Annotated in this window: 17 protein-coding genes; 14 read left to right on the plus strand and 3 right to left on the minus strand. The window is 40.2% G+C overall.

What is annotated here, in order from left to right; all coding sequences use genetic code 11:
* Positions 1-131: 131 nt before the first annotated feature.
* Positions 132-1,457 (plus strand): hypothetical protein, encoded by a 1,326-nt coding sequence (locus DXX92_RS00650; RefSeq protein ID WP_115998663.1) that lies wholly within the window; start codon positions 132-134, stop codon positions 1,455-1,457.
* Positions 1,458-1,582: 125 nt separating this feature from the next.
* Here the strand turns inward: DXX92_RS00650 and DXX92_RS00655 are convergent, their stop codons facing one another.
* The 3 genes from DXX92_RS00655 to DXX92_RS00665 all read right to left on the minus strand — a co-directional run bounded on the left by DXX92_RS00655 (position 1,583) and on the right by DXX92_RS00665 (position 4,796).
* Positions 1,583-2,464: a sulfotransferase family protein gene (locus DXX92_RS00655; RefSeq protein ID WP_115998664.1), complete on the minus strand. Its 882-nt coding sequence runs from the start codon at positions 2,462-2,464 to the stop codon at positions 1,583-1,585.
* 247 nt (positions 2,465-2,711) lie between these two features.
* Positions 2,712-4,121 (minus strand): oligosaccharide flippase family protein, encoded by a 1,410-nt coding sequence (locus DXX92_RS00660; RefSeq protein WP_115998665.1) that lies wholly within the window; start codon positions 4,119-4,121, stop codon positions 2,712-2,714.
* A gap of 9 nt (positions 4,122-4,130) precedes the next feature.
* Positions 4,131-4,796 (minus strand): tetratricopeptide repeat protein, encoded by a 666-nt coding sequence (locus tag DXX92_RS00665; RefSeq protein WP_181901661.1) that lies wholly within the window; start codon positions 4,794-4,796, stop codon positions 4,131-4,133.
* A 135-nt stretch (positions 4,797-4,931) separates the two neighbouring features.
* Here DXX92_RS00665 and DXX92_RS00670 point away from each other — a divergent pair, with 135 nt between their 5' ends.
* The 13 genes from DXX92_RS00670 (at position 4,932) to DXX92_RS19395 (ending at position 20,001) form a co-directional block, all read left to right on the plus strand.
* Positions 4,932-5,870: a glycosyltransferase family 2 protein gene (locus DXX92_RS00670; protein ID WP_181901662.1), complete on the plus strand. Its 939-nt coding sequence runs from the start codon at positions 4,932-4,934 to the stop codon at positions 5,868-5,870.
* 2 nt (positions 5,871-5,872) lie between these two features.
* Positions 5,873-7,129 (plus strand): glycosyltransferase, encoded by a 1,257-nt coding sequence (locus tag DXX92_RS00675; RefSeq protein ID WP_115998668.1) that lies wholly within the window; start codon positions 5,873-5,875, stop codon positions 7,127-7,129.
* A gap of 15 nt (positions 7,130-7,144) precedes the next feature.
* Entirely contained in the window at positions 7,145-8,869 is a 1,725-nt protein-coding gene (locus DXX92_RS00680) for an asparagine synthetase B family protein (RefSeq protein ID WP_245961370.1), read from the plus strand.
* A 4-nt stretch (positions 8,870-8,873) separates the two neighbouring features.
* Complete coding sequence (locus DXX92_RS00685) at positions 8,874-9,830, plus strand: polysaccharide deacetylase family protein (protein ID WP_245961371.1); 957 nt, start codon at positions 8,874-8,876, stop codon at positions 9,828-9,830.
* Positions 9,827-10,960, plus strand: coding sequence for a DegT/DnrJ/EryC1/StrS family aminotransferase (locus DXX92_RS00690; protein ID WP_115998670.1), 1,134 nt, complete (start codon positions 9,827-9,829; stop codon positions 10,958-10,960). Before DXX92_RS00685 ends, DXX92_RS00690 begins: the two co-directional genes overlap by 4 nt.
* Positions 10,961-10,963: 3 nt before the next feature.
* The gene (locus tag DXX92_RS00695) at positions 10,964-11,995 is read left to right on the plus strand and encodes a GNAT family N-acetyltransferase (protein WP_115998671.1); all 1,032 of its coding nucleotides are present in this window, start codon (positions 10,964-10,966) and stop codon (positions 11,993-11,995) included.
* Between the two features lie 13 nt (positions 11,996-12,008).
* Complete coding sequence (locus DXX92_RS00700) at positions 12,009-12,254, plus strand: acyl carrier protein (protein ID WP_115998672.1); 246 nt, start codon at positions 12,009-12,011, stop codon at positions 12,252-12,254.
* A gap of 2 nt (positions 12,255-12,256) precedes the next feature.
* Positions 12,257-13,057 (plus strand): hypothetical protein, encoded by an 801-nt coding sequence (locus DXX92_RS00705; protein ID WP_115998673.1) that lies wholly within the window; start codon positions 12,257-12,259, stop codon positions 13,055-13,057.
* 14 nt (positions 13,058-13,071) lie between these two features.
* The gene (locus tag DXX92_RS00710; RefSeq protein WP_115998674.1) at positions 13,072-13,896 is read left to right on the plus strand and encodes a hydrolase 1, exosortase A system-associated; all 825 of its coding nucleotides are present in this window, start codon (positions 13,072-13,074) and stop codon (positions 13,894-13,896) included.
* Between the two features lie 43 nt (positions 13,897-13,939).
* On the plus strand, positions 13,940-17,194 hold the full coding sequence (locus DXX92_RS00715) for a right-handed parallel beta-helix repeat-containing protein (protein WP_115998675.1): 3,255 nt from the start codon (positions 13,940-13,942) through the stop codon (positions 17,192-17,194).
* A gap of 89 nt (positions 17,195-17,283) precedes the next feature.
* Positions 17,284-18,558, plus strand: coding sequence for a Vi polysaccharide biosynthesis UDP-N-acetylglucosamine C-6 dehydrogenase TviB (gene tviB / locus DXX92_RS00720; RefSeq protein WP_115998676.1), 1,275 nt, complete (start codon positions 17,284-17,286; stop codon positions 18,556-18,558).
* Between the two features lie 10 nt (positions 18,559-18,568).
* On the plus strand, positions 18,569-19,591 hold the full coding sequence (locus DXX92_RS00725; protein WP_115998677.1) for an NAD-dependent epimerase/dehydratase family protein: 1,023 nt from the start codon (positions 18,569-18,571) through the stop codon (positions 19,589-19,591).
* Between the two features lie 23 nt (positions 19,592-19,614).
* Positions 19,615-20,001, plus strand: coding sequence for a GtrA family protein (locus tag DXX92_RS19395; protein ID WP_147301909.1), 387 nt, complete (start codon positions 19,615-19,617; stop codon positions 19,999-20,001).
* The last annotated feature ends 3 nt before the right edge of the window (positions 20,002-20,004 follow it).

A 20,004-nucleotide genomic window follows, 5' to 3' on the forward strand; every position in this document is an offset into this window, starting at 1 on the left:
ATATTTCATGTTTTAAACTCGGAATAACTGTTATAAAACCAATATTTAAATGGATCTTGTAATCTGGGGGAGCCTTGATTGCGATGATAATCTGCATTTAGCACAACCGTTAAGCCTTAGCGGATCATTTAATGAGTAAGATTATGGAAATATTAAAAACCCTTGTCGATACAGTCAAACTATACCTTGTCTTATTAAAGTATGAGTTATCGTTTATAACAAGTAATTCTAGAAGCGATATTAGAGATAAAGAAGCTCTTATTTTGGCGCCTGAATTCCCCCCAGTGGTCACTGGTGGTGTTTATCGACCACTATCTTGGGCAAAATACAGTAAAATAAATCAATGGGCTGTAAAAATTGTTACAAAGTTTGAAGCCACAAATCATATTACTACTGACGCGGCTAAACACTTACACAGTCAAATAGCGCAAGAAAGCAGTGTATATAGACACTGTGAATACCCCATAAATCCTAGTTGGCGAGCATGCCCGACAATAAACGGAAGCATATTGTTCGCTATTGGTGCTGTAGAAAAAGCAAAAGAGATATATCGGAATAGCCGACCAAAAGTTGTGGTTGCAACTGGTCCAACGTTTGACTATTTTGTCGCAGGTTACTATTTGTCAAAATATTTCGATGTACCATTGATTTTAGACTACCGAGATGAATGGACTGAAAACCCTTTTGATTTTGTAAAATCAGGGGGGGTTGATAAGTTTTGGGAGCGGCGGATAGCGAAAGCTGCGGATAAAATAATATTTACGACCGAGCTCATGAAGCAGCACTTTTCGCGCCAGTTCAATAGATATCAAGGACTTGAAACTATTTATAATGGCTGGGAACCAGATGAGCATAAGATAAGTTCTAATGAAGAAAAATGTGGTGATGGTCCAATAGATTTGCTCTTTGCTGGCTATCTTGGGACACATACTCCGCCATTTGATTTTTTAGACAATCTATTAGAAATTCAGAGTAATTTGGCGCTTGAAGTTAGGGTCACTTTTTTGGGGGGGGTTGCAAATAGCATCAAAGAAAGGTTACTTACTTCAAAATATATCGAAATTTGTAGTTTCAAAGATATAGTACCTCGCAATCAAGCTGTAGAAGCGATGAAAAATGCCGATGGGCTATTGCTGTTTGTACCTGAAGCTATGCAGAGGTATATTCCAGGTAAATTGTTTGATTATGCAGCAAGCGACACTCCCATTATCGCTTATGGTAAGGAGGGAGAGACCTCGCAAGCAGTAATCGCCGGAAGGCTTGGGTACTTTGTTACGAATAATGATTCTGCCTCACTGCAAGAAGCACTATCGCGAATTAGAAACTATGAAAATAACGAGCGATTAGTTACGTGTGATTGGCTGCAAAGTAAATCCAGAAAGGCATTAGCAGCTGAGTTATTCACTTTATTGGATAGGACTACCCAAAGGATTGGTGTTAGCCCAACTGTTCAGTAAGTTGGTTGGGCTTACAGCATAAAAGAGATATATAGTTGAGTTAGTTAAAAGCTTATTCCAACTGAATTAATTGACCAATGTAGACCGCTATCAGAATTAATACTAGCTGTCGGTATGGGGAAAATTTAATCGCTATAGGTTTGCAGATAATATACTTCTTTAAGCTTTGCAAATAAAGAGCGAGAAAGGGGGGGGACTTCATAGCCCATTCTCGCTAAGCTATTATAGGCAAAACCTTGAAAAATTTTTCTGTCTGACTTACTGAGTTTAGTTTTCCATTCATCAATTTTGTTGATATCGGGTTTTGACACAGAGTTTTTGTGCCACTGCATACTTTCTGCAGGCATCTTTTTCCGACTTGAGTTGTAGTAGTCAAGCATACTTTGATCGAATTTTACGTCGATAAATTGGCAAACTTGTTCCGTAACCTTGTCGGTGTCTCGGACAAGGTCTTCGTACCTTATTTCTAGGTAGTTATTTGGGATCATCGCTCCCATTTTATTGGCCAGCTTTAGGTCGTTATCCCACTTCATCGCAAGCTTCATAACATTCTTCTCACCCCATTCAATATTGCGCTGAGAGTGCGCGATGGCTCGACCATCTCGAATTATGTGAATAAATTTTGCGCCGGGAAATAAGCGCCACAAGCTATCAATTCGTATGTGATAGCCGGGGGTTTTTATTCCCCATCGTTGCTTGCCTGCTTTTTGTGTTGCAATGCTCAGAGCGGTTGAAAATAATTCATGGAAGGTTTTACTTTTGATAAGTTCGGGCAAGTAACTCTGCTCTAGAAATTGTCCCTTTTTTGTAAGTGTTTCGTTGAGAAGGGCGCTGTAGGCTTCTTCAACATCTTGAGGTGATTGGTACTCAGTCGAGTATTTTCGTTCTACAGCTAAAAAATCAGACTCAAAGGGGACAAATAATTCGGGGTGTGCGTCCATAATAAGCCTTAGCATTGTTGTACCTGAGCGTTGACTTCCTACAATGAAAAATGGGGCTAATTGCATTTGTGTATTCCATTAGGTGAAACGAAGTTTTCGATTCGTTGTTAATCCATAGAGGTTACTTATTCTAAAAATTTTCACAATACATCTGAATACTACTTCAAGTCCTGCAGACAGTAATTGAAAAGACTAGTTGTCTGTAGCTAGTTATTCGTTCATTTTGGGCGGTTTCTGGTCTGCAGTTAGACTTGTTTAATGCGATTCAATGCCCAAATGAAACAGTCTAGTATATGTCGATTACCCAGAGCCTTTATTTGGCTTGCTTACCTAAAACTATATTGATGACTGGCTTATCAATGAGATATATGACGGAAAGCCACGATAGTCCTGCAAGCAATAGGTACAAGAATAGCTGCCACTCAAATAAGCTCTCTTGCTGGTACTTGTATAATGTTACGAAAATGGTAACACCAATACTTGCAACTATTGGCTTTAGTAATGTTTTAATGTAATTAGTAATTGACAGTGAAATCAATTTTCTTAGTGACCAAATTACCCAAAGCAGCCGAGAGCTAGCTATACAGTAAAAGCTTATTAACACTTGTTCTAATGGTAAAACGAAAATCGTCGAACCAAGTATTAACCTAAATAAACTCAAACTCACTTTAAATTTCATATAGAGCTTATCATTGTTCGTCACTGTAAGCACCTGCTCATAAAACAAGGTAATGGTGTAAATACAATACAATCCTGCGAGCAGTGATAAATACTTACCTGCATCTAGCCATTGCTCACCGTAGAGAATGTACAAAATAGACTCGTTTAGTGAAGTGACAATAATGGTAAATGGTATAGAAAAGTACAGAATTATTTTAGTACAAGTGAGGTAAGCTTCTTGCAAGGATTTCTTGTTAACCGATTGGGCAAAATAAGGCGATATTAAGGGTTTTACGGCATCTATAATACCTATTTCAAACAAGGTGATAGTCGATCTGCCTCGGCTATACAAGCCCAAAGTATCTAGAGTGATTGCTTTCGCGATGAAAATTTCGAGAATATTATTCGCGATATAGTTAAAAATATTGCTTCCGCCGACATTTTTACCAAAATCAAAAACCCGTCTAGTGCCTTTAAATTGAACACCAAAGGAGATGTCACTTCCTTTATATAATGTAATTATAGATACAGTAGTGATTGTGCCGAGTACTGACGCAAAAGCTAAACTATAGGCACCAAAGTCATAGTAAGCGAAGATAATTGATGCCAATGCATTGACCATAGTGTTGCCAACGTTCGCAAATGAAATAGGTTTGTAATTCATGTTTTTTCGCATTACGGCCATTGCTATTGAGCCAAATGGTGATAAAAACATGTTGAACGACAAAATAAAAACCAGCCAGCCAGCTTCATCTTGCTCATAAAATGAGCCGATTAAAGGTGTAATCGCCATCATTAAAAATGCGATCGGCCATGCAATTAAAATAGAGGCAGTAAAGGCAGTAGAAAGCGTTGAGTAAGAGGAGTCTCTTTCTTTAATAATATATTCAGAGATACCAAAATCTCTAAACATCTGCGCAATGCCTGTAAGTGCTGCTGCAACGGTAAATAAACCGATATGTTCAGGTGTTAATATTCTTGCCAGTATTAGAGTTGATGCAATTTGAATAATGAGTGTGACGTACTTCGAGGCAAATGAGTACATCAAGGCTTTACGGAACATCTAGTTTGGTTACTTTGCTGTTTTAGCTTTTGCTAATTTATTTTTAAGCCCAGGCAGTGGATATTTGTTCTGATACGCTACTTTAGCGTGGTATTCTGCTTTTTCCAAATCGCCGATAGAGATATAAAATAGTCCCATATTGTAATGTAATTCGGTGTGGTTGGGTTGTTTGGCGAGCGCTCTCTCATACATTTGCTCTGCTGATTTGGCGTCTTTTTCAATACTGTGCAAATACATGGCGTAAAGCATATGGGTGGTTGCGTCATTTGGTTGAAAATAGATCGCTCTTTCAAAGTAACACTTAGTGGAGTAGTGAGACGGCGTGAATATTTCCCATTCTTTTAAGGCTCTCCTATCTCTAGCCTCTAGTTTAGTTATTGCGTGTAGTGCCGGGTGATAGTTAGGGATGGCACGCAAGGTGTAGTCAATATCGCCATGAGGAGTTCTGTTAGTCGTGCCTCGCTTGAGAGTGCGAACATCGGCAGTAAAATGTGCGGTAATTACTAGTGGTAATTTTGAGGCATGAGATGGATTAGTGTAGTCAAAAGGACCATAAGCATTTCTTAATGGTTTACCTGGATTTATACCACAAGTCTTGTTATCCCTGATTGATTGCGCTTGAGTTATTGCGACCAAACCTAACAGCAAGATTAGGAAAGTGATAAAAGGTCTCAAAGACATCTTCCATTTACTCCATTAGTGATAGTCAGTAGACATTGTTTATGTTAAAAGAATTTCTTTGCGATTGAAATAACTCGTTTTACAATCTTATCTGTTTAACCATTGAACAATGCATTGAAAGGACGCAGAGTGCTAAAAATCTCAGTTATTATCCCTTATTACCAAAGGCAAGAAGGGACATTACATCGCACGCTAGCATCTATTGCTAGTCAATCTGCACTTCCCTGTATTACAGAAGTTATAGTGATAGATGATGGTTCTCCTATTCCAGCAGAGTCTGAACTGTCTGCTTTGCCTGAAGCTCTCTCAAATAAACTTCGTGTTATAAAACAAGAAAATGCTGGCGTGTCTAAAGCGAGAAACAAAGGATTAGACAGCGTAGCAGACGGCATTGATATAGTGGCTTTTTTAGATTCAGACGATAATTGGCAACAAGGCCATATACAACATATGGTGCAAGCGTTTGAAAATGGTGCAGATTTCTATTTTGCTAACTTTTGCCAATTAAACCAAGATATTGATGCATTTTCTCGTGGTGGAAGAATGCAGTTACATGAACATGCCGCGCTTACTGACATTCTTCATACCTATCAAGGCGATATGTCTACGCAAATACTAACGGGTAACTTAATCGGCACATCGACCGTTGGTTATCGCTTCACTAAATATCAGTCAAATCGCTTCAGGGAAGATCTTAAGTTTGCCGGTGAAGACTATTTGTTTTGGTTAGAAATTGCATTGTCAAATCCAAGCATTATGTTTACCAGCACGGTTCAAGTTGTTTATGGCGAAGGCGTAAATATTTTTTCTTCTGCACAGTGGGGCACAACTCACTTGCAACAGCGCTTAAGGGATGAAATTTTTTTCAGATCAAGCACTCTTAAAGACTATCCTGTTGCTGAACAAACTGAGCAGGAGTTAACAAAGCGATTAAAGGAAAACTGTAAACAATTTTTCTCTAACGCTAAAAGCTGTCTCAAGCATGGTGAAATATCAGCCATGTTCATTGTCTTATCTACAGTGGTTAAAAAGCCTTCTATTATTTGGCTCGCGTTGCAAAAAGGCTAAAAATGGAATCTCAAAACAATCGATGTTTGTATGTCGCGTTTCATTATCCTCCAATATTAGGCAGTAGTGGTGTACACCGTACATTAGCATTTACTCGGCATTTGGCTGAAAATGACTGGGATGTCGACGTGTTAACGGGTTCTCTTAAAGCTTACGACCGTTGGGAAGCATCTCAGCTGTCTTTTATCCCTGAAAAAGTAAATGTTATTCGGGCGTTTGGACGCAATACGGCTAAGCACTTAAGTATTAAGGGTAAGTACCTAGGGTTAATGGCCTTACCTGACAACTGGCAAAGTTGGATTTTTGGTGGTGTAATTTCGGGGCTTTTTTCTACCTTACGTAATAGACCTGATATTCTTGTCTCTACATACCCAATTGCTTCAGCCCATATTATTGCTTATGTCCTCCATAAGTTATCGGGTATTCCATGGGTTGCTGATCTGCGCGACCCAATGGCACAAGAAGGTTATCCTTCAAATCCTCGTAAGAAGCGAATTTTCCAGTGGTTAGAACGTAAGATGGTGAAACATTGTCATCACATTATTTTGACGACTCCTGGCGCTAAAGCTCTCTATGTAGAGCGCTTTCCTGAAACGTCTGATGATAAATGGAAAATAGTGCCAAATGGTTACGATATCGCTATGTTTGAATCACTTCAAACTACAAGTAACCGTCAGCAAAGTGAAAAAATAATATTGTTACACAGTGGTGTTGTTTACCCGAGTGAGCGTGATCCCAAACCATTATTTCATGCGATATCTGCGCTCAAAAAAAGTGGTCAGTTAACTGTCAGTAACTTTGAGTTGCGATTAAGGGCAACAGGACATGATGCAATTTATCAACCGCTGCTTGCTGAGATGAATATAGAAGATATTGTCAAATTAGAGGCACCAGTGCCTTTTCATGATGCGCTTAAAGAGATGATAATGGTTGATGGCTTATTGCTTATGCAAGCCGCTAATTGCGATTATCAAATACCTGCCAAGGCATATGAATATATTAGGGTTGGTAAGCCCATTTTTGCATTAACGACTGAGCAAGGCGATACCGGCCAGCTAATGGCAAAACAGCCAAATAGTGTGATAGCGCCTTTAGATGATGCGTCAACTATTGAACATCAATTAATGAATTATTTAAAACAGTTGCGCAATGGTGAATTGGCACCATTGCCAGAAGAGGAAATACTTCGCTATTCTAGACAATATCATGCAAGTTCATTTGAAGCATGTTTGCAGCATAGCATAAGAAATAGTATTTAGGAGTGAGGCAGTAAAGTGGAAGAAATCAAAGCAAGGAGCTCATTCAGTCATTCTTTATCAAATTCGATGAATGTGAAGCTAACCTCTGATAAGCCAATGTCGCAAGTTGCGAACGATCAATTCTTTGTCGCTTTATTAGGAAATATTGATAATACCAGTGCTCAAGATGTTTTAGATAAACTAGACAATGGGGAAATATTATCTGGCTTTTATCAACAACTAAGAGGTAGTTTTGTCTTAGTTATCGCCAATCAGCACGATTCAACACTGACTTTAGTGAATGACTTTATTGGTCAACTGCCTTGTTACTATGCTGAGCATGGCGGAGAAATCACAATTTCTCACTCGTTAAAGTTACTAAAAAAGGCTGTTCACGAGACATTGGAAATTAGCGAACAGGCAATTTTCAATTACATGTATTTTCATTGTATTCCCTCTCCTACAACGATTTACAAAAAGGTATATAAACTTGAGCCGAGTAAAGCGGTAACCTTTGATAAGGCGTTATCGTTATCAACTAATGTTCTTTATGCCCCTGAGTTTTCGAATAATATTCAAGATAAGCAAAGCTTGTATAGCGAATGCTTGGATATTATTGAAACAACGGTGAAACAGCAGACTTCTGACAATTGCGGTGCATTCTTAAGCGGCGGTTTAGACAGTTCGACAGTCTCAGGTATGCTGGCGAAACATCAAACACCCGCGAAAACCTTCTCTATCGGCTTTGAAGCAGAAGGCTACGATGAAACACCTTATGCGAAAATCACGGCGAATCATTTCAAAACGCAACATGAGGTACTTTATTTGCAGCCTGAACAAGCCGCAGAAGCCTTTGTCACAGTGGCACAATATTTTGATGAACCCTTTGGTAACTCGTCTTCTATGGCAGCCTATTTTTGTGCCAAATTTGCTAAACAGCATAGCGTGAATACCTTACTAGCGGGTGATGGTGGTGACGAGTTATTTGCTGGCAACGAACGTTACGCGAAACAAAAACAATTTGAACTGTATTATAAATTACCGTCGCCAATTCGCAGTTTAATGAATACCACATTAAACAATAAGGTAATGGCGGGGATACCAGGCATTAGCAAGGCATCAAGCTATGTGCGTCAAGCTGAGATTAAGCTGCCAGCACGATTACAGAGCTATAACTTTGTCAATATTGTCGGTTTAGAGGAAATGTTTACATCTACGTTTCTATCAAAAGTTGATGTTAACCAACCAATCGAACAATTAGTTCAGCGATATCAAGAGTCTAGCGGTGGGCACCCTGTAGATAATATGTTGTATCTGGATTGGAAATTTACACTCGCTGATAATGATTTAATCAAAGTAAATAAAATGTGTGAACTCGCTGACGTTGAAGTTAAGTTCCCACTGTTGGACAAGGCGCTGGTCGACTTCAGCTGCAAGGTATCGGCAGACGTAAAATTGCCCGGCTACGAACTGAGAGATTTTTATAAGCAGGCATGTCGAGGCTTTTTAGCCGATGAGACACTTGATAAAAGTAAACATGGCTTTGGTTTGCCGTTTGGAGTCTGGTTAAAAGAAAATGAAACGTTAAAAAATATTGCGTTGGATGCATTACAGCAGTTTAAAGCTAGAAATATTATTTCGGAAAATTTGATTGATAAAGCGCTTAATGCACACAATAGCGTGCATACGGGCTATTATGGCGAGCTTATTTGGATTATGGTGGTGTTAGAACTTTGGCTTCAAGGTAACGAGAGTAGTTAAAGCCGTGGCGCTTACTCATCAATTGCTTGCTTGGCTAGGTAAAGCTTTTGCCAAGAATAAGCTTAATATTCTTATCTATCATCAAGTTGTAGCGCAACATGATGTGATGAGACCTTCTGAGCCTTTTGCTGAAGAATTCGATTGGCAGATGCAATTGGTGGCAAAGTATTACACGCCTATATCGTTATCTGACGCGATTAAAGCGTTGAAGTCAGATACGCTGCCTGATAACGCTATTTGTGTCACTTTTGATGATGGTTATCTCAATAATTTAACGGTTGCTGAACCGATTTTGCGTAAGTATGGTATTCCAGCAACTGTTTATGTCGCGACAGGTTATTCCGGTGGCAGCAATATGTTTAATGATCGCATTTTAGACCTGATTGGTGATACCCAGCATGCTCAATTCAATTTATCTGCTGTCGGTATAGAAAAACAATCGGTTAACGATACCCAGTCTCGTATTCGTCTTGCTCATAAGATTATTGGCAAAATAAAGTACTTACACTTTGATGAGCGTAATGAGGTCGTGGATCGACTATATCGTGATAATCAAGCGCAGGAATATGATGCGAGAATGATGACTCCTGCACAGATCCAAGAGCTGGCTTTTAAAGGAGTTGAAATAGGAGCACATACACAAGACCACCCCATATTGGCGTCATTAGATGTGGAAGAGCAACAGCGGCAAATTGTTGCGTCAAAAGAAGCGCTTGAAATAATCTTAAGTCAGCCAGTCAAGCACTTCGCCTACCCGAATGGTAAACTCAATGATGACTATTCTGAACAAACGGCGGATATTGTCAAAACACTCGGTTTTGATAGTGCGGTTTCGACCCATTGGGGAATCTCGACGGTAGCGAGTGATTTTCATCAGATGAGACGGTTTACGCCATGGGACGCGACACCCGTTAAGTTTCATCTTCGTATGATGCTAAATCAATTACGAGGCGAACAATGAACACAGTCACTTTTCGTTCGCCACTGGCATGCGCGACAAATTATCCAGAGCCACATATTAGTGCAACACCTGATTATGTTCATTGGGCGCCATGGGGCAAGTCGGTAGCGCAACACTCTCAGTTTTCGCGAAACAGCTACTTTACTAAAAATGGTCGTTCAGCATTAGGCTATATTGTTCGCGAATTTGGACTAACTTCAAACAGTCGGGTTCTACTGCCAGAGTTTCATTGTCCGGCCATGATAGAGCCGTTTTTAGCTGGCAAAGTCAACGTATCATTTTATCGACTAAACGATGATTTGTCTGTTGACCTTGATGCACTAGCACAAGCTATCGAAGGATTTGATGTAATACTGCTGGTCCGATTTTTTGGCTTTCCTACCAATATTGAAAAGGCAATCGATATCGCCAAACAACATCAGATTCGCGTGATTGAGGATTGCGCCCATGCTTTTTTCAGTGAGCAGCTACAAAGTGGCAAGTTTACTTCAGATGCGAGTTTTTGTAGCTTAAATAAGTTTTTTAGTTGTTCTGATGGTGGCATGCTGAGAACGCAAAGCGAGTCAACCAAATCTCAACTACTCGCTTTATCTGGCCCTGGTGCCAAAAGTGAAATTAAGTACTTTTTAGGGAAGAGTGATTTCGTTGCCGCGTTGTCAAAAGCAGTTAAGCGATTTAAGCCAAGAGAAATTACTGGCAGTGACTCTAGTGTTGGCGTGGAATCTTTATCAAGTGAATTTCGTTATTTCAATAACACAGACATGAATCAGCGATGCTTTTCGCTAACGAAAGCACAGCTATGTATTGAAAACTATGGGCACATCGTGTTTTGTCGTCGCAACAATTATGCAACTTTATTTGAAGCTTTGCATGCCTCAAACATTGGACGCCCTTTGTTTGCGCTTGATGAGCAAACAGTACCTTATGTATTTCCATTTCTACTCAATGACAAAGGTGACTTTGAGTACATTAGGCAGCGTGGTATTCAAGTTTTACGTTGGGAAGAGTACTGCATTACTGAAAACGTTGTAATCGAAGAGTATCGGGAGCGGTTAATCCAAATACCTTGCCATCAAGATTTATCACAAGAACAGTTAATGTTTATTATCAATACGCTAAACAAGAGTTAATTCATGGATGCAATTAAGTGGCAATTATTGCCTGTTTCAGAATTTCATACGATTTATGCTCAGTGGGATGACTTGAATCAAAGTACTCTTAATCAAGCGGTTTTATCTGCGCTTTTCGTGCAAAGTTTAATAAATACGTTTGCAAAGCAGCCGCTATATATTCTGTGTAAGTATGAGAGTGGTTGTTTGACGTTTGCTGGTATTTTTGAGCAACTCTCAAACTTTCGTTGGGCTATCTTTCAAACCTCTCAAGGGCCTTTGGGCGCAATATTATCTAAAAGTAATACGCTAAACCGCCGCCTTTTTGCTGAAATTAATCAACAGCTGCCGGGAACACAACTGTTGTTTGATCTAACTCAGCTAGACAGTGCATGGTTTGAACAAAGTGAAGACGTAGAATGCTTGCCATATATAACGACAGGATCGTTGAAAGTACCTGAGGATTTTGACGCTTATTTTGCCAGTTTAAGTAAAAATACACGCCAGAATATCAATAAAGCGAAAAATCGCCTTAACAGAGAAGGCGTGACTATTGAGTTGTCAATAGTGACCAAGCCTGAGCAGATAAAAACCTATATTACGCATTATGGAGAGCTGGAAAGCAAAGGTTGGAAAAGTTCTCTTGGTACAGCCGTCAATGTCGACAACGAACAAGGTACGTTTTATGTTGATATGATGACATCTTTTGCCGAGCAAGGTTTAGCTCAGATTTGGTGTTACAAATTTAACGACGACATTGTTGCAGTTGATCTGTGTATTGTACATGGCGATACCGTCACTATTTTGAAAACAACGTTTGACGAAAGCTTTGCACGTTATTCACCCGCATTGCTTATGAAAGTGGATGCCTATAAAGCAATGTCCGAACAAGGTAAAATCAAACGTATAGAATATTACGGTAAAGTAAGGGACTGGCATCGAAGGTTGACTTGTGATGAAAGAGCATTGTTTCATGTAACGTGGGCAAAAAACCAAGCACTTTATCGTTCATTGAATTGGCTGAAAAATAAAATCAGTAAATCAACTTCAGATTAAGGAATTAATGTAAATGTCTTTAGAAGCAGAATTAAAAGAACTCATCCAAGAAAGCCTCCAACTGGGCGAAGTTGCTGAGTGGGGTGCAAATACAGAAATATTAGGTGCTATCCCTGAATTTGATTCGATGGCGATAGTGACAGTGCTAACTCTTGTAGAAGAAAACTACGGCATCGTTATCGAAGATGATGAAGTTAGCGCTGAAGTGTTTGAAACATTGGGTAGTTTAACGGCGTTCTTATCAGAAAAGATCGGTTAATTATGTCGATTCAAGGGCATTTTATTGCGTCCACTAAAGGGCGCATTTTTGTTAGTCAGTTTGGCAATTCAAAGCGCGATGTCGCTGTGTTGTGCTTACCGTCGATCGCGGAGGAACTGAACCTTTCTCGTGCGGTACTGGCAAAACAATGCCAAGCGTTTGCTCAGCATGGGCTCGATAGTTTTATTCTCGATTACTTTGGCACTGGCGACAGTGAAGGTGAATTCGAAGAAAGCTCCTTTAATAGTTGGTTTGGAGATGTTGTATCGGTAGGCGAATGGCTACAGAGCTTAGGCTACCAAAAGCTTATTGTGCTCGGTGTTAGGGTCGGTGCCTTATTGCTTGGTGTGAATCAACAGAAGTTACACGCCCAGCTACCAATTCTAGGTCAAATTTTTTGGAAACCTATTACCAGTGGTAAGGTTTTCGCCAACCAATTAATACGGATAAAACAAGCCAACCAAATGATGGGTAATAGCTCTGATAAGGTCAACTGGCGTAATGAAATACTTGCAGGTAATGATACAGAAATTGCTGGGTACGTAATCACAAAAAACTTTATTGAAGAAATTGAAGCTGCCGTTATCTCGGCGGCTATAGAGTGGCAAAGCCCAGTCAATTGGTTAGAGCTGGCAACACAAAAGATAACGCCTGCAACGAGAAAGTTTGCAGAGGCAAGCGACGTTATTACCGTGCATACCTTGCATACCCCCGCTTTTTGGCAAGTACCAGAGGTTTTCGACTTACCAGAACTTTCTGCACTGGGTGTCACCATAACCCATAAGTTGCTGGGTGAATACTAGTGGATAGGCGAACAATGGAATACGCTCTTACTTTCTCATCCAATAACGAGCAACTGCTAGCCATTGTTCACCCTAGTGCTAAAAATAGCGAAACAGGGGTACTAATTGTTGTTGGCGGGCCTCAATATCGTGTTGGCAGTCATCGCCAGTTTGTGCAGTTAGCGCGATGTTTAGCCGATGCTGGCTATAGCACCATGCGTTTTGATTACACGGGGATGGGGGATTCATCTGGCAATAAAGCTGAATTTGACAATATCGATGATGATATCGCTGCGGCAATCGATGCTTTTATGCAGCAGCAACCTGAGCTAAAGCGCGTGGTGATTTGGGGACTTTGTGATGCGGCTTCGGCGGCGCTTATATACGCCCATCAAGACCCCAGAGTAAAAGGGCTGGTTATTTTAAATCCATGGCTAAGAAGTGAACAAGCGATGGGTAAGACTATGCTCAGGTTTTATTATTTACAGCGACTATTCTCAAGAGATTTTTGGCGAAAGCTAATCGCCGGTAGAGTCGATGTGACCGCCAGTGTTAAAGAGGTAAAAAGCTTCGCCGCAGATAGTATTAATACCGGAAATAAGAGCCATCAAGCGAGCTATCAAGAGCTTATGAAAAAAGGTTTACAGCAGTTTAATGGCAAGTTATTACTGATCTTGAGTGGTAATGATTTGACGGCAAAAGAATTTGAACAACAAGCATTTACTGATAAGACGTGGCAAAAAATTAAGTCAGCCCAATGCTTTACCGAGCGCTTGACTGACTCCGATCATACCTTTTCGACAAAAAAGTGGAAACGAAAAGTAGAGCGGTATACTCTAGAATTTCTAAGATCTATCTAATTTCTGAAATGTACTTTGTGCGATTGAGCTTGGTTGACTGAAAATGAAAAAACTAATAGCGATCCTGTATGTGATTATAGCTTATGGCTCGCTTTACCCTTTTTTATTTTCTTTAGAGGAACTGTCTGCGAGTTCTTTAATATGGCTGAATATCAACATACCAAGTATTGGAGACGTACTTGGTAATTTATTACTTTTTTTACCTCTAGGGGTAGCGTATAGACTCAGTGCACTGAAACAGGGATTGCATTTATCGCAAGTAGACACATGGTTGAGGCCATTTGGAATTGTGCTGTTTTTTGCTTTCATTCTGCAAGTACTCCAAATCGGAATTGCAGAGAGGGATCCCAACTTAATTGATGTATTATTTAACAGTATTGGATTCGCTCTTGGCTTTATTGCGATAAATTTTTTCGATAGAGTTAAAGTCTCGTTAGAAAACCCAATAGCTATGTTGCCCATAGCTATTGTTATCGTTTATTTACTTTCACAGCTTGCCCCATTTGTACCAAGTATAGACTTTCAAGCCTTTAAGCACAGTATCAAACCCCTCTTGGTTCCACCCAGTGCATCTAATATTTTGTTAGTTTTATTCAATACAGTCACATGGCTTGTGATGTTTAGGTTATTAAGCTTTTGGCGGCCCGTTCCACTAACTTTTTTTGTATTCGGCTATTTCGGGTTGCTAGTTGCAAAAGTTGTTATCTATCAGAATAGCGTAACATGGGCGGTTATTATTGCCCCCTCAATAGGGTATTTGATCTTTCGTTTGAGAGATTGGCACGACGATGGAAATCAAAAACAGCTTTATGTGTTGTTTCTTGCATCTATCTTTTTCTCAAGTCTTATTAGCGCAGGAAAACCAATACACAATGCGTTCAGTATGTTGCCGTTTCATAGCTATCTTAGTGGCCAAGTATATGCGGGTGTCTCGACAATTCTTCTAAAAGTCTCGCTATTTTCTGCAGCAATGTGGCTATCGCTTGAGCTCAAATACAGCTTGCATCGTCAAGCTTATGTACTGGCAGGTTTAGTTTTAATAACTGAGTGTTCGCAAATATTTATTTCAGGTCGGACGTTTGATATTGGCGATGTGGTATTGGTCGGTGTTACTTTTTTATTGGTTAGACATATTGGTGATTTACTTGCCAGTATGCTAGGTAACGTAACCGAACATTATAGATCGCAAACACAAGATAGGGTCCCAAAAACAGCAATTTCTTGTAGCAAAGAAAAAAACACTTCTGTGTTTTTAACAAGCTTATTGGTAGGTGGCTTTATGCTGCTTTACATGGCTATTAGCCTTGTCCTGTTGTTGCCAAGCATTCCATATAACGTTAGAGAGTTATTTGAAAATAACGGTTCAATACTAGATGTTCTATTCTTCTACGTGTTTCTCTTATGTATATTTGGTGGTGGGTATTGGTCTGCTAGTACAATTAAGGAAGACTGTGAGCTAAGAGTTTCAGAGTTCATTGGGACTCAGGTGAAAATTCTCCTCATTGCCTTTATTGCAATCACGCTAGCGATTTCTGAAGAAAGCCTACAAGACATAATCGGGGCCTCAGTTTACGCAAGAGATATATTGGCAATGCGTGCAGAATCTAGCTGGCTGGCTTCCCTATTAAAAATACTTAGTCTGTCGATGACTGCTAACTTTGTCAGATATGTCGAGTACTTTGTGCGCTTTTCTGCGTTTATTGGTTTTATTTATTTTCCATTGCTTTTGACTCTCTTTTGGGTGAGAAAAAAGCAGGCTATAACAAATAAATTTAAAGTGACAATTGTTTCCTCAGGGGCAATTGTATTTTGCTATATCACGGTTTTTATTAATGCTTCGACTGATAACCTTACCGAACTTATCGAAAGTCCTATAGCAATAAGTACTGCATTTATTTCGCTGTCTATATTAGCTGGGTTGGCTTACTTGATCGTGTCAGTAAAGGGTACGGCTCGGCTAATTTGGTTTCCTTTGATTATTCTGAGCTCAATAGCTAGCTCATGGTACACACTTAACTATGGGCTTGAGCCAGTTATTGTGAAATATGGCCAAACCTTCTCGGCTGCTGATTTTCTTCTTGGTCCAGATAGGGAGAATCAGCTTAGCCAATCAGAGCTGGTGATACGTTGGTCAGTGTTGGTTCTAGGGCTTATCTTTGTGACATGCTTTGCATGTACGGTAAGTAGAGCAGCATTAAACTTGAAAGGACATTTTAATACAGCTTTTCTACCCAAAGAATCCTCCGTCTTATACAGTGCTGCTGGTGTTTTTTGTCTGTATTTATTGTATCGAATATTTGGTGAGCCTTTTCATATTCAAACAATTAGTTCAATGCTAAATCCTCCTGCTCAAGAAGTTGTAAAAGTCCAGCTGCAGAAACTGACTAATCTAAAACATGCTCCGGGGGTTATTACACTAGATGGTAAACCGGTTAAAGATTTCCAGACAGCGTTAAAAACAGCTAGAGCTTTTAGCGAGATTAATATTGGCAGAGGTCTATACAAAGCATCGGGTGTGGTGACAGCTAATAATGTCAAGATTACTGCCGAGCCTGGCGCAGTTATTTTTGGTTCTGCCAGTCAAGGTAAGGGAGCAATTGTTGCAAAGGGCAACAATTTGATAATTGATGGACTTGAATGTCATTCAATATCAGTTCCTTCAAATAATGGAGTCTGCGTTCGTCTTGAAGGGCGAGGTCTTACTTTAAATAATGTTTATTTTCATCATGCACAAGGTGGTTTGTTAGGCTCGCCAAAGGGAGGGGATATCGTTATCCAGAATAGTCGTTTTGAATACATGGGACATGGTAGCTTTTTTCATGGCGTATATACGATGGCTAAAACACGGCTATTGATTAAGAACTCGTCTTTTTTAAATAACCAAACTGGCGGCCATGAAATAAAGTCTCGCTCTTACTACACCGAGATATTAGAGTCTGTTATTGGAAGCAGTTTAACAAGAGATAGCAGGCTCATCGACATCCCGAATGGAGGACAAGTTAGGATCGAGAATAGTGTTTTAGTCGAAGGCGCCTATAGTGAAAACCATGACCTACTAAGTTGGGGAGTTGAGGGGGTATCTCATGACGAAGGCAGTATTGTCATTAGGAACAACATATTTATTGCTGACAAGAGTTATGCTCGCTTAATAGCAATGAAGGAGGAACCTCAAAAATTAGATATCTCAGACAACATTATTGTTGGAGGTATAGAAGGAGCCCCTAAGGCTTTCAATATATTCTTTGAAGATCGAGCTGATTTGGGAATCAAACCTGCACCGTTTATTCCGAATTTATAAAATACAAAATATCGCGTTTTGTTTGTTATGTTTCTATGTAAGAATAAGTTAAATAATAAACAAATTGTAAACAACCCAAGGAAGAGAGCATGCCTAATGGTGATATTAGAATTGCAATTATTGGCTTAGGTTATGTTGGCCTGCCATTGGCGGTAGAGTTTGGCAAACAGTACCAAACTATTGGCTTTGATATTCATCAACAGCGAGTTGACGAGCTAAATGATGGTTTAGACCGCACTAATGAAGTTGACGCTGAAGAATTGAAGCAGGCTAGCAAGCTGGTATGTACTGCAGACAAAACGCTGCTCAAAGATTGTGATTTTTATATTGTTACTGTACCAACCCCTATTGATAAACATCGCCAACCGGACTTAACTCCCCTGCGCAAAGCATCAGAAATGCTTGGCAGCGTGATTGGTAAAGGGGCAACGGTGGTCTACGAATCAACCGTTTATCCGGGGGCAACGGAAGAAGACTGCATTCCGATTATTGAAAAAATCTCTGGTTTAACGCTGAACCAGGATTTCTTTGCTGGTTATTCCCCTGAGCGCATTAATCCTGGTGATAAAACTCACCGCTTACCGACAATTTTAAAAGTCACTTCGGGCTCAACTCCTGAAATTACTGACAAAGTAGATGCGCTCTATGCATCAATTATCACGGCAGGCACCTATAAAGCCTCGTCTATTAAAGTGGCTGAAGCTGCTAAAGTCATTGAGAACACGCAGCGTGACGTTAATATCGCGTTAATTAACGAGCTATCGGTGATATTCAATAAACTTGATATTGATACGTTAGAGGTGTTGGAGGCCGCAGGCACCAAGTGGAACTTTTTACCGTTTCGTCCGGGCTTAGTCGGTGGGCACTGCATTGGCGTTGACCCTTATTACCTAACACACAAAGCGCAATCAGTGGGCTATCACCCTGAAATGATTCTTGCAGGGCGTCGCCTAAATGATGGCATGGCGCACTATGTGGTTTCACAGCTTATCAAAGGTATGTTGAAAAAGCGTATTCAAGTAGAACAGGCTCATGTGTTGGTGATGGGCTTAACCTTCAAAGAGAATTGTCCTGATCTTCGCAATACCAAAGTGATTGATATTGTTGAGGAACTTAAAGAGTACAACGTAAATGTTGATGTTGTTGACCCGCTATGTGCTTGTGAAGAAGCGCAAGAAGAATACGGTATTAAGCTTACTGCCGAGCCTAAAAAAGGTGATTATGACGCGGTGATTTTGGCGGTAGCGCACGATGAGTTTAAAGCGATGGGGGCTGAGCAAATTCATGCGTTAGGTAAAGCGACACATGTCTTATATGACTTAAAGTGTGTGCTTCCCAAAGACAAAGTTGATATGCGTCTATAGAGCAGAGTGGATGAATAAGTACGAACAAATATGCCAAGAGTTGAAAGCGCAGCCTAAAACTTGGTTAATTACAGGTGTTGCTGGCTTTATTGGTTCTAACCTTTTAGAAACCTTACTAAAACTAGATCAACGAGTTGTTGGTCTTGATAACTTTGCCACCGGCTATCAAAAAAATCTGGAAGAAGTGAAACAACTCGTTTCATCAGAGCAATGGCAGGCGTTTACGTTTGTAGAGGGTGATATTCGCGATGTTAGCACCTGTTCACAAGTATGCGATGGCGTAGACTATGTTTTACACCAAGCAGCTTTAGGCTCTGTGCCGCGCTCGCTGGCAGACCCTATTACCTCTAATGCCGCCAATGTTACAGGCTTTTTAAATATGCTTGAGGCTGCAAAGCAAGCCAATGTTGCGAGCTTTACTTATGCCGCCAGCAGTTCTACTTATGGTGATCACCCGGCATTGCCCAAAGTGGAGGATAACATTGGCAGTCCACTTTCCCCTTATGCGGTAACAAAATACGTTAATGAGCTCTACGCGAATGTCTATGCAAGAGCTTATGACTTTAATTGTATTGGTTTGCGGTACTTCAATGTGTTCGGTCGCCGACAAGATCCTGATGGCGCGTATGCGGCGGTAATTCCCAAATGGACTGCTGCTATGATTAAAGGCGACACTGTGTTTATCAATGGTGATGGCGAAACCAGCCGTGACTTTTGTTATATCGACAATACCGTACAAATGAATATTCTAGCTGCCACCGCGCCCGCTGAAGCGAAAAACGCGGTATATAATGTCGCACTTGGCGATAGAACGACGCTCAACGAGCTTTATGCGTCTATCAAGCATGCCTTATCAGATAATAGTGTTCAGATTGAAACAGAGCCTGAATATCGAGATTTTAGAGCGGGCGATGTTAGACACTCGCAAGCTGATGTTTCTAAAGCAAAGTCAGCACTTGGTTACGATCCAAGCCATCGCATTCAACAAGGTATTCTTGAAGCTATGCCTTGGTATTTGGCACATTCAGGTTGACGAACGATAACGCGGAAGTTGCAATGAGATTTCTAAAATTCATTGGCGTAGGCGGGGTGGCAACAATTTGTCAATATTGCCTACTAATTATGTTTGTAGAATTCGCTTCTTTGGCATTATTAGCGTCCACGATGTTATCTTACTGTTTAAGCACATTGTTGAACTACTGGTTAAATTACCACTTTACGTTTACCAGTGATCAAGCACACGCCAAATTATTGCCTCGTTTTGTATTGGTTGCATTAGTCGGTTTATTAATTAATACCTCAGTTTTTGCGTTGTTTAGTCTAGTACTTAACTTTTATTATCTAGTTGCACAGGTTGCAGCCACTTTGTTTGCTCTTATTTGGAACTATGGAGCTAATAAGCTTTGGACATTCAAGAGAGTTGAGAAAGTTAAATTAAGCTAATCA

The sequence above is a fragment of the Thalassotalea euphylliae genome (assembly GCF_003390395.1).
In the GTDB taxonomy this organism is placed as follows: domain Bacteria; phylum Pseudomonadota; class Gammaproteobacteria; order Enterobacterales; family Alteromonadaceae; genus Thalassotalea_F; species Thalassotalea_F euphylliae_C.

Excerpts from the sequence above, each read along its gene's own strand:
- DXX92_RS00695 (WP_115998671.1), top strand. The coding sequence starts at position 10,964 with ATGGATGCAATTAAGTGGCAATTATTGCCTGTTTCAGAATTTCATACG.
- DXX92_RS19395 (WP_147301909.1), top strand. The coding sequence starts at position 19,615 with ATGAGATTTCTAAAATTCATTGGCGTAGGCGGGGTGGCAACAATTTGT.
- tviB (WP_115998676.1), top strand. The coding sequence starts at position 17,284 with ATGCCTAATGGTGATATTAGAATTGCAATTATTGGCTTAGGTTATGTT.
- DXX92_RS00710 (WP_115998674.1), top strand. The coding sequence starts at position 13,072 with ATGGAATACGCTCTTACTTTCTCATCCAATAACGAGCAACTGCTAGCC.
- DXX92_RS00650 (WP_115998663.1), top strand. The coding sequence starts at position 132 with ATGAGTAAGATTATGGAAATATTAAAAACCCTTGTCGATACAGTCAAA.
- DXX92_RS00675 (WP_115998668.1), top strand. The coding sequence starts at position 5,873 with ATGGAATCTCAAAACAATCGATGTTTGTATGTCGCGTTTCATTATCCT.
- DXX92_RS00725 (WP_115998677.1), top strand. The coding sequence starts at position 18,569 with ATGAATAAGTACGAACAAATATGCCAAGAGTTGAAAGCGCAGCCTAAA.
- DXX92_RS00715 (WP_115998675.1), top strand. The coding sequence starts at position 13,940 with ATGAAAAAACTAATAGCGATCCTGTATGTGATTATAGCTTATGGCTCG.
- DXX92_RS00660 (WP_115998665.1), bottom strand. The coding sequence starts at position 4,121 with ATGTTCCGTAAAGCCTTGATGTACTCATTTGCCTCGAAGTACGTCACA.
- DXX92_RS00655 (WP_115998664.1), bottom strand. The coding sequence starts at position 2,464 with ATGCAATTAGCCCCATTTTTCATTGTAGGAAGTCAACGCTCAGGTACA.
- DXX92_RS00705 (WP_115998673.1), top strand. The coding sequence starts at position 12,257 with ATGTCGATTCAAGGGCATTTTATTGCGTCCACTAAAGGGCGCATTTTT.
- DXX92_RS00690 (WP_115998670.1), top strand. The coding sequence starts at position 9,827 with ATGAACACAGTCACTTTTCGTTCGCCACTGGCATGCGCGACAAATTAT.
- DXX92_RS00700 (WP_115998672.1), top strand. The coding sequence starts at position 12,009 with ATGTCTTTAGAAGCAGAATTAAAAGAACTCATCCAAGAAAGCCTCCAA.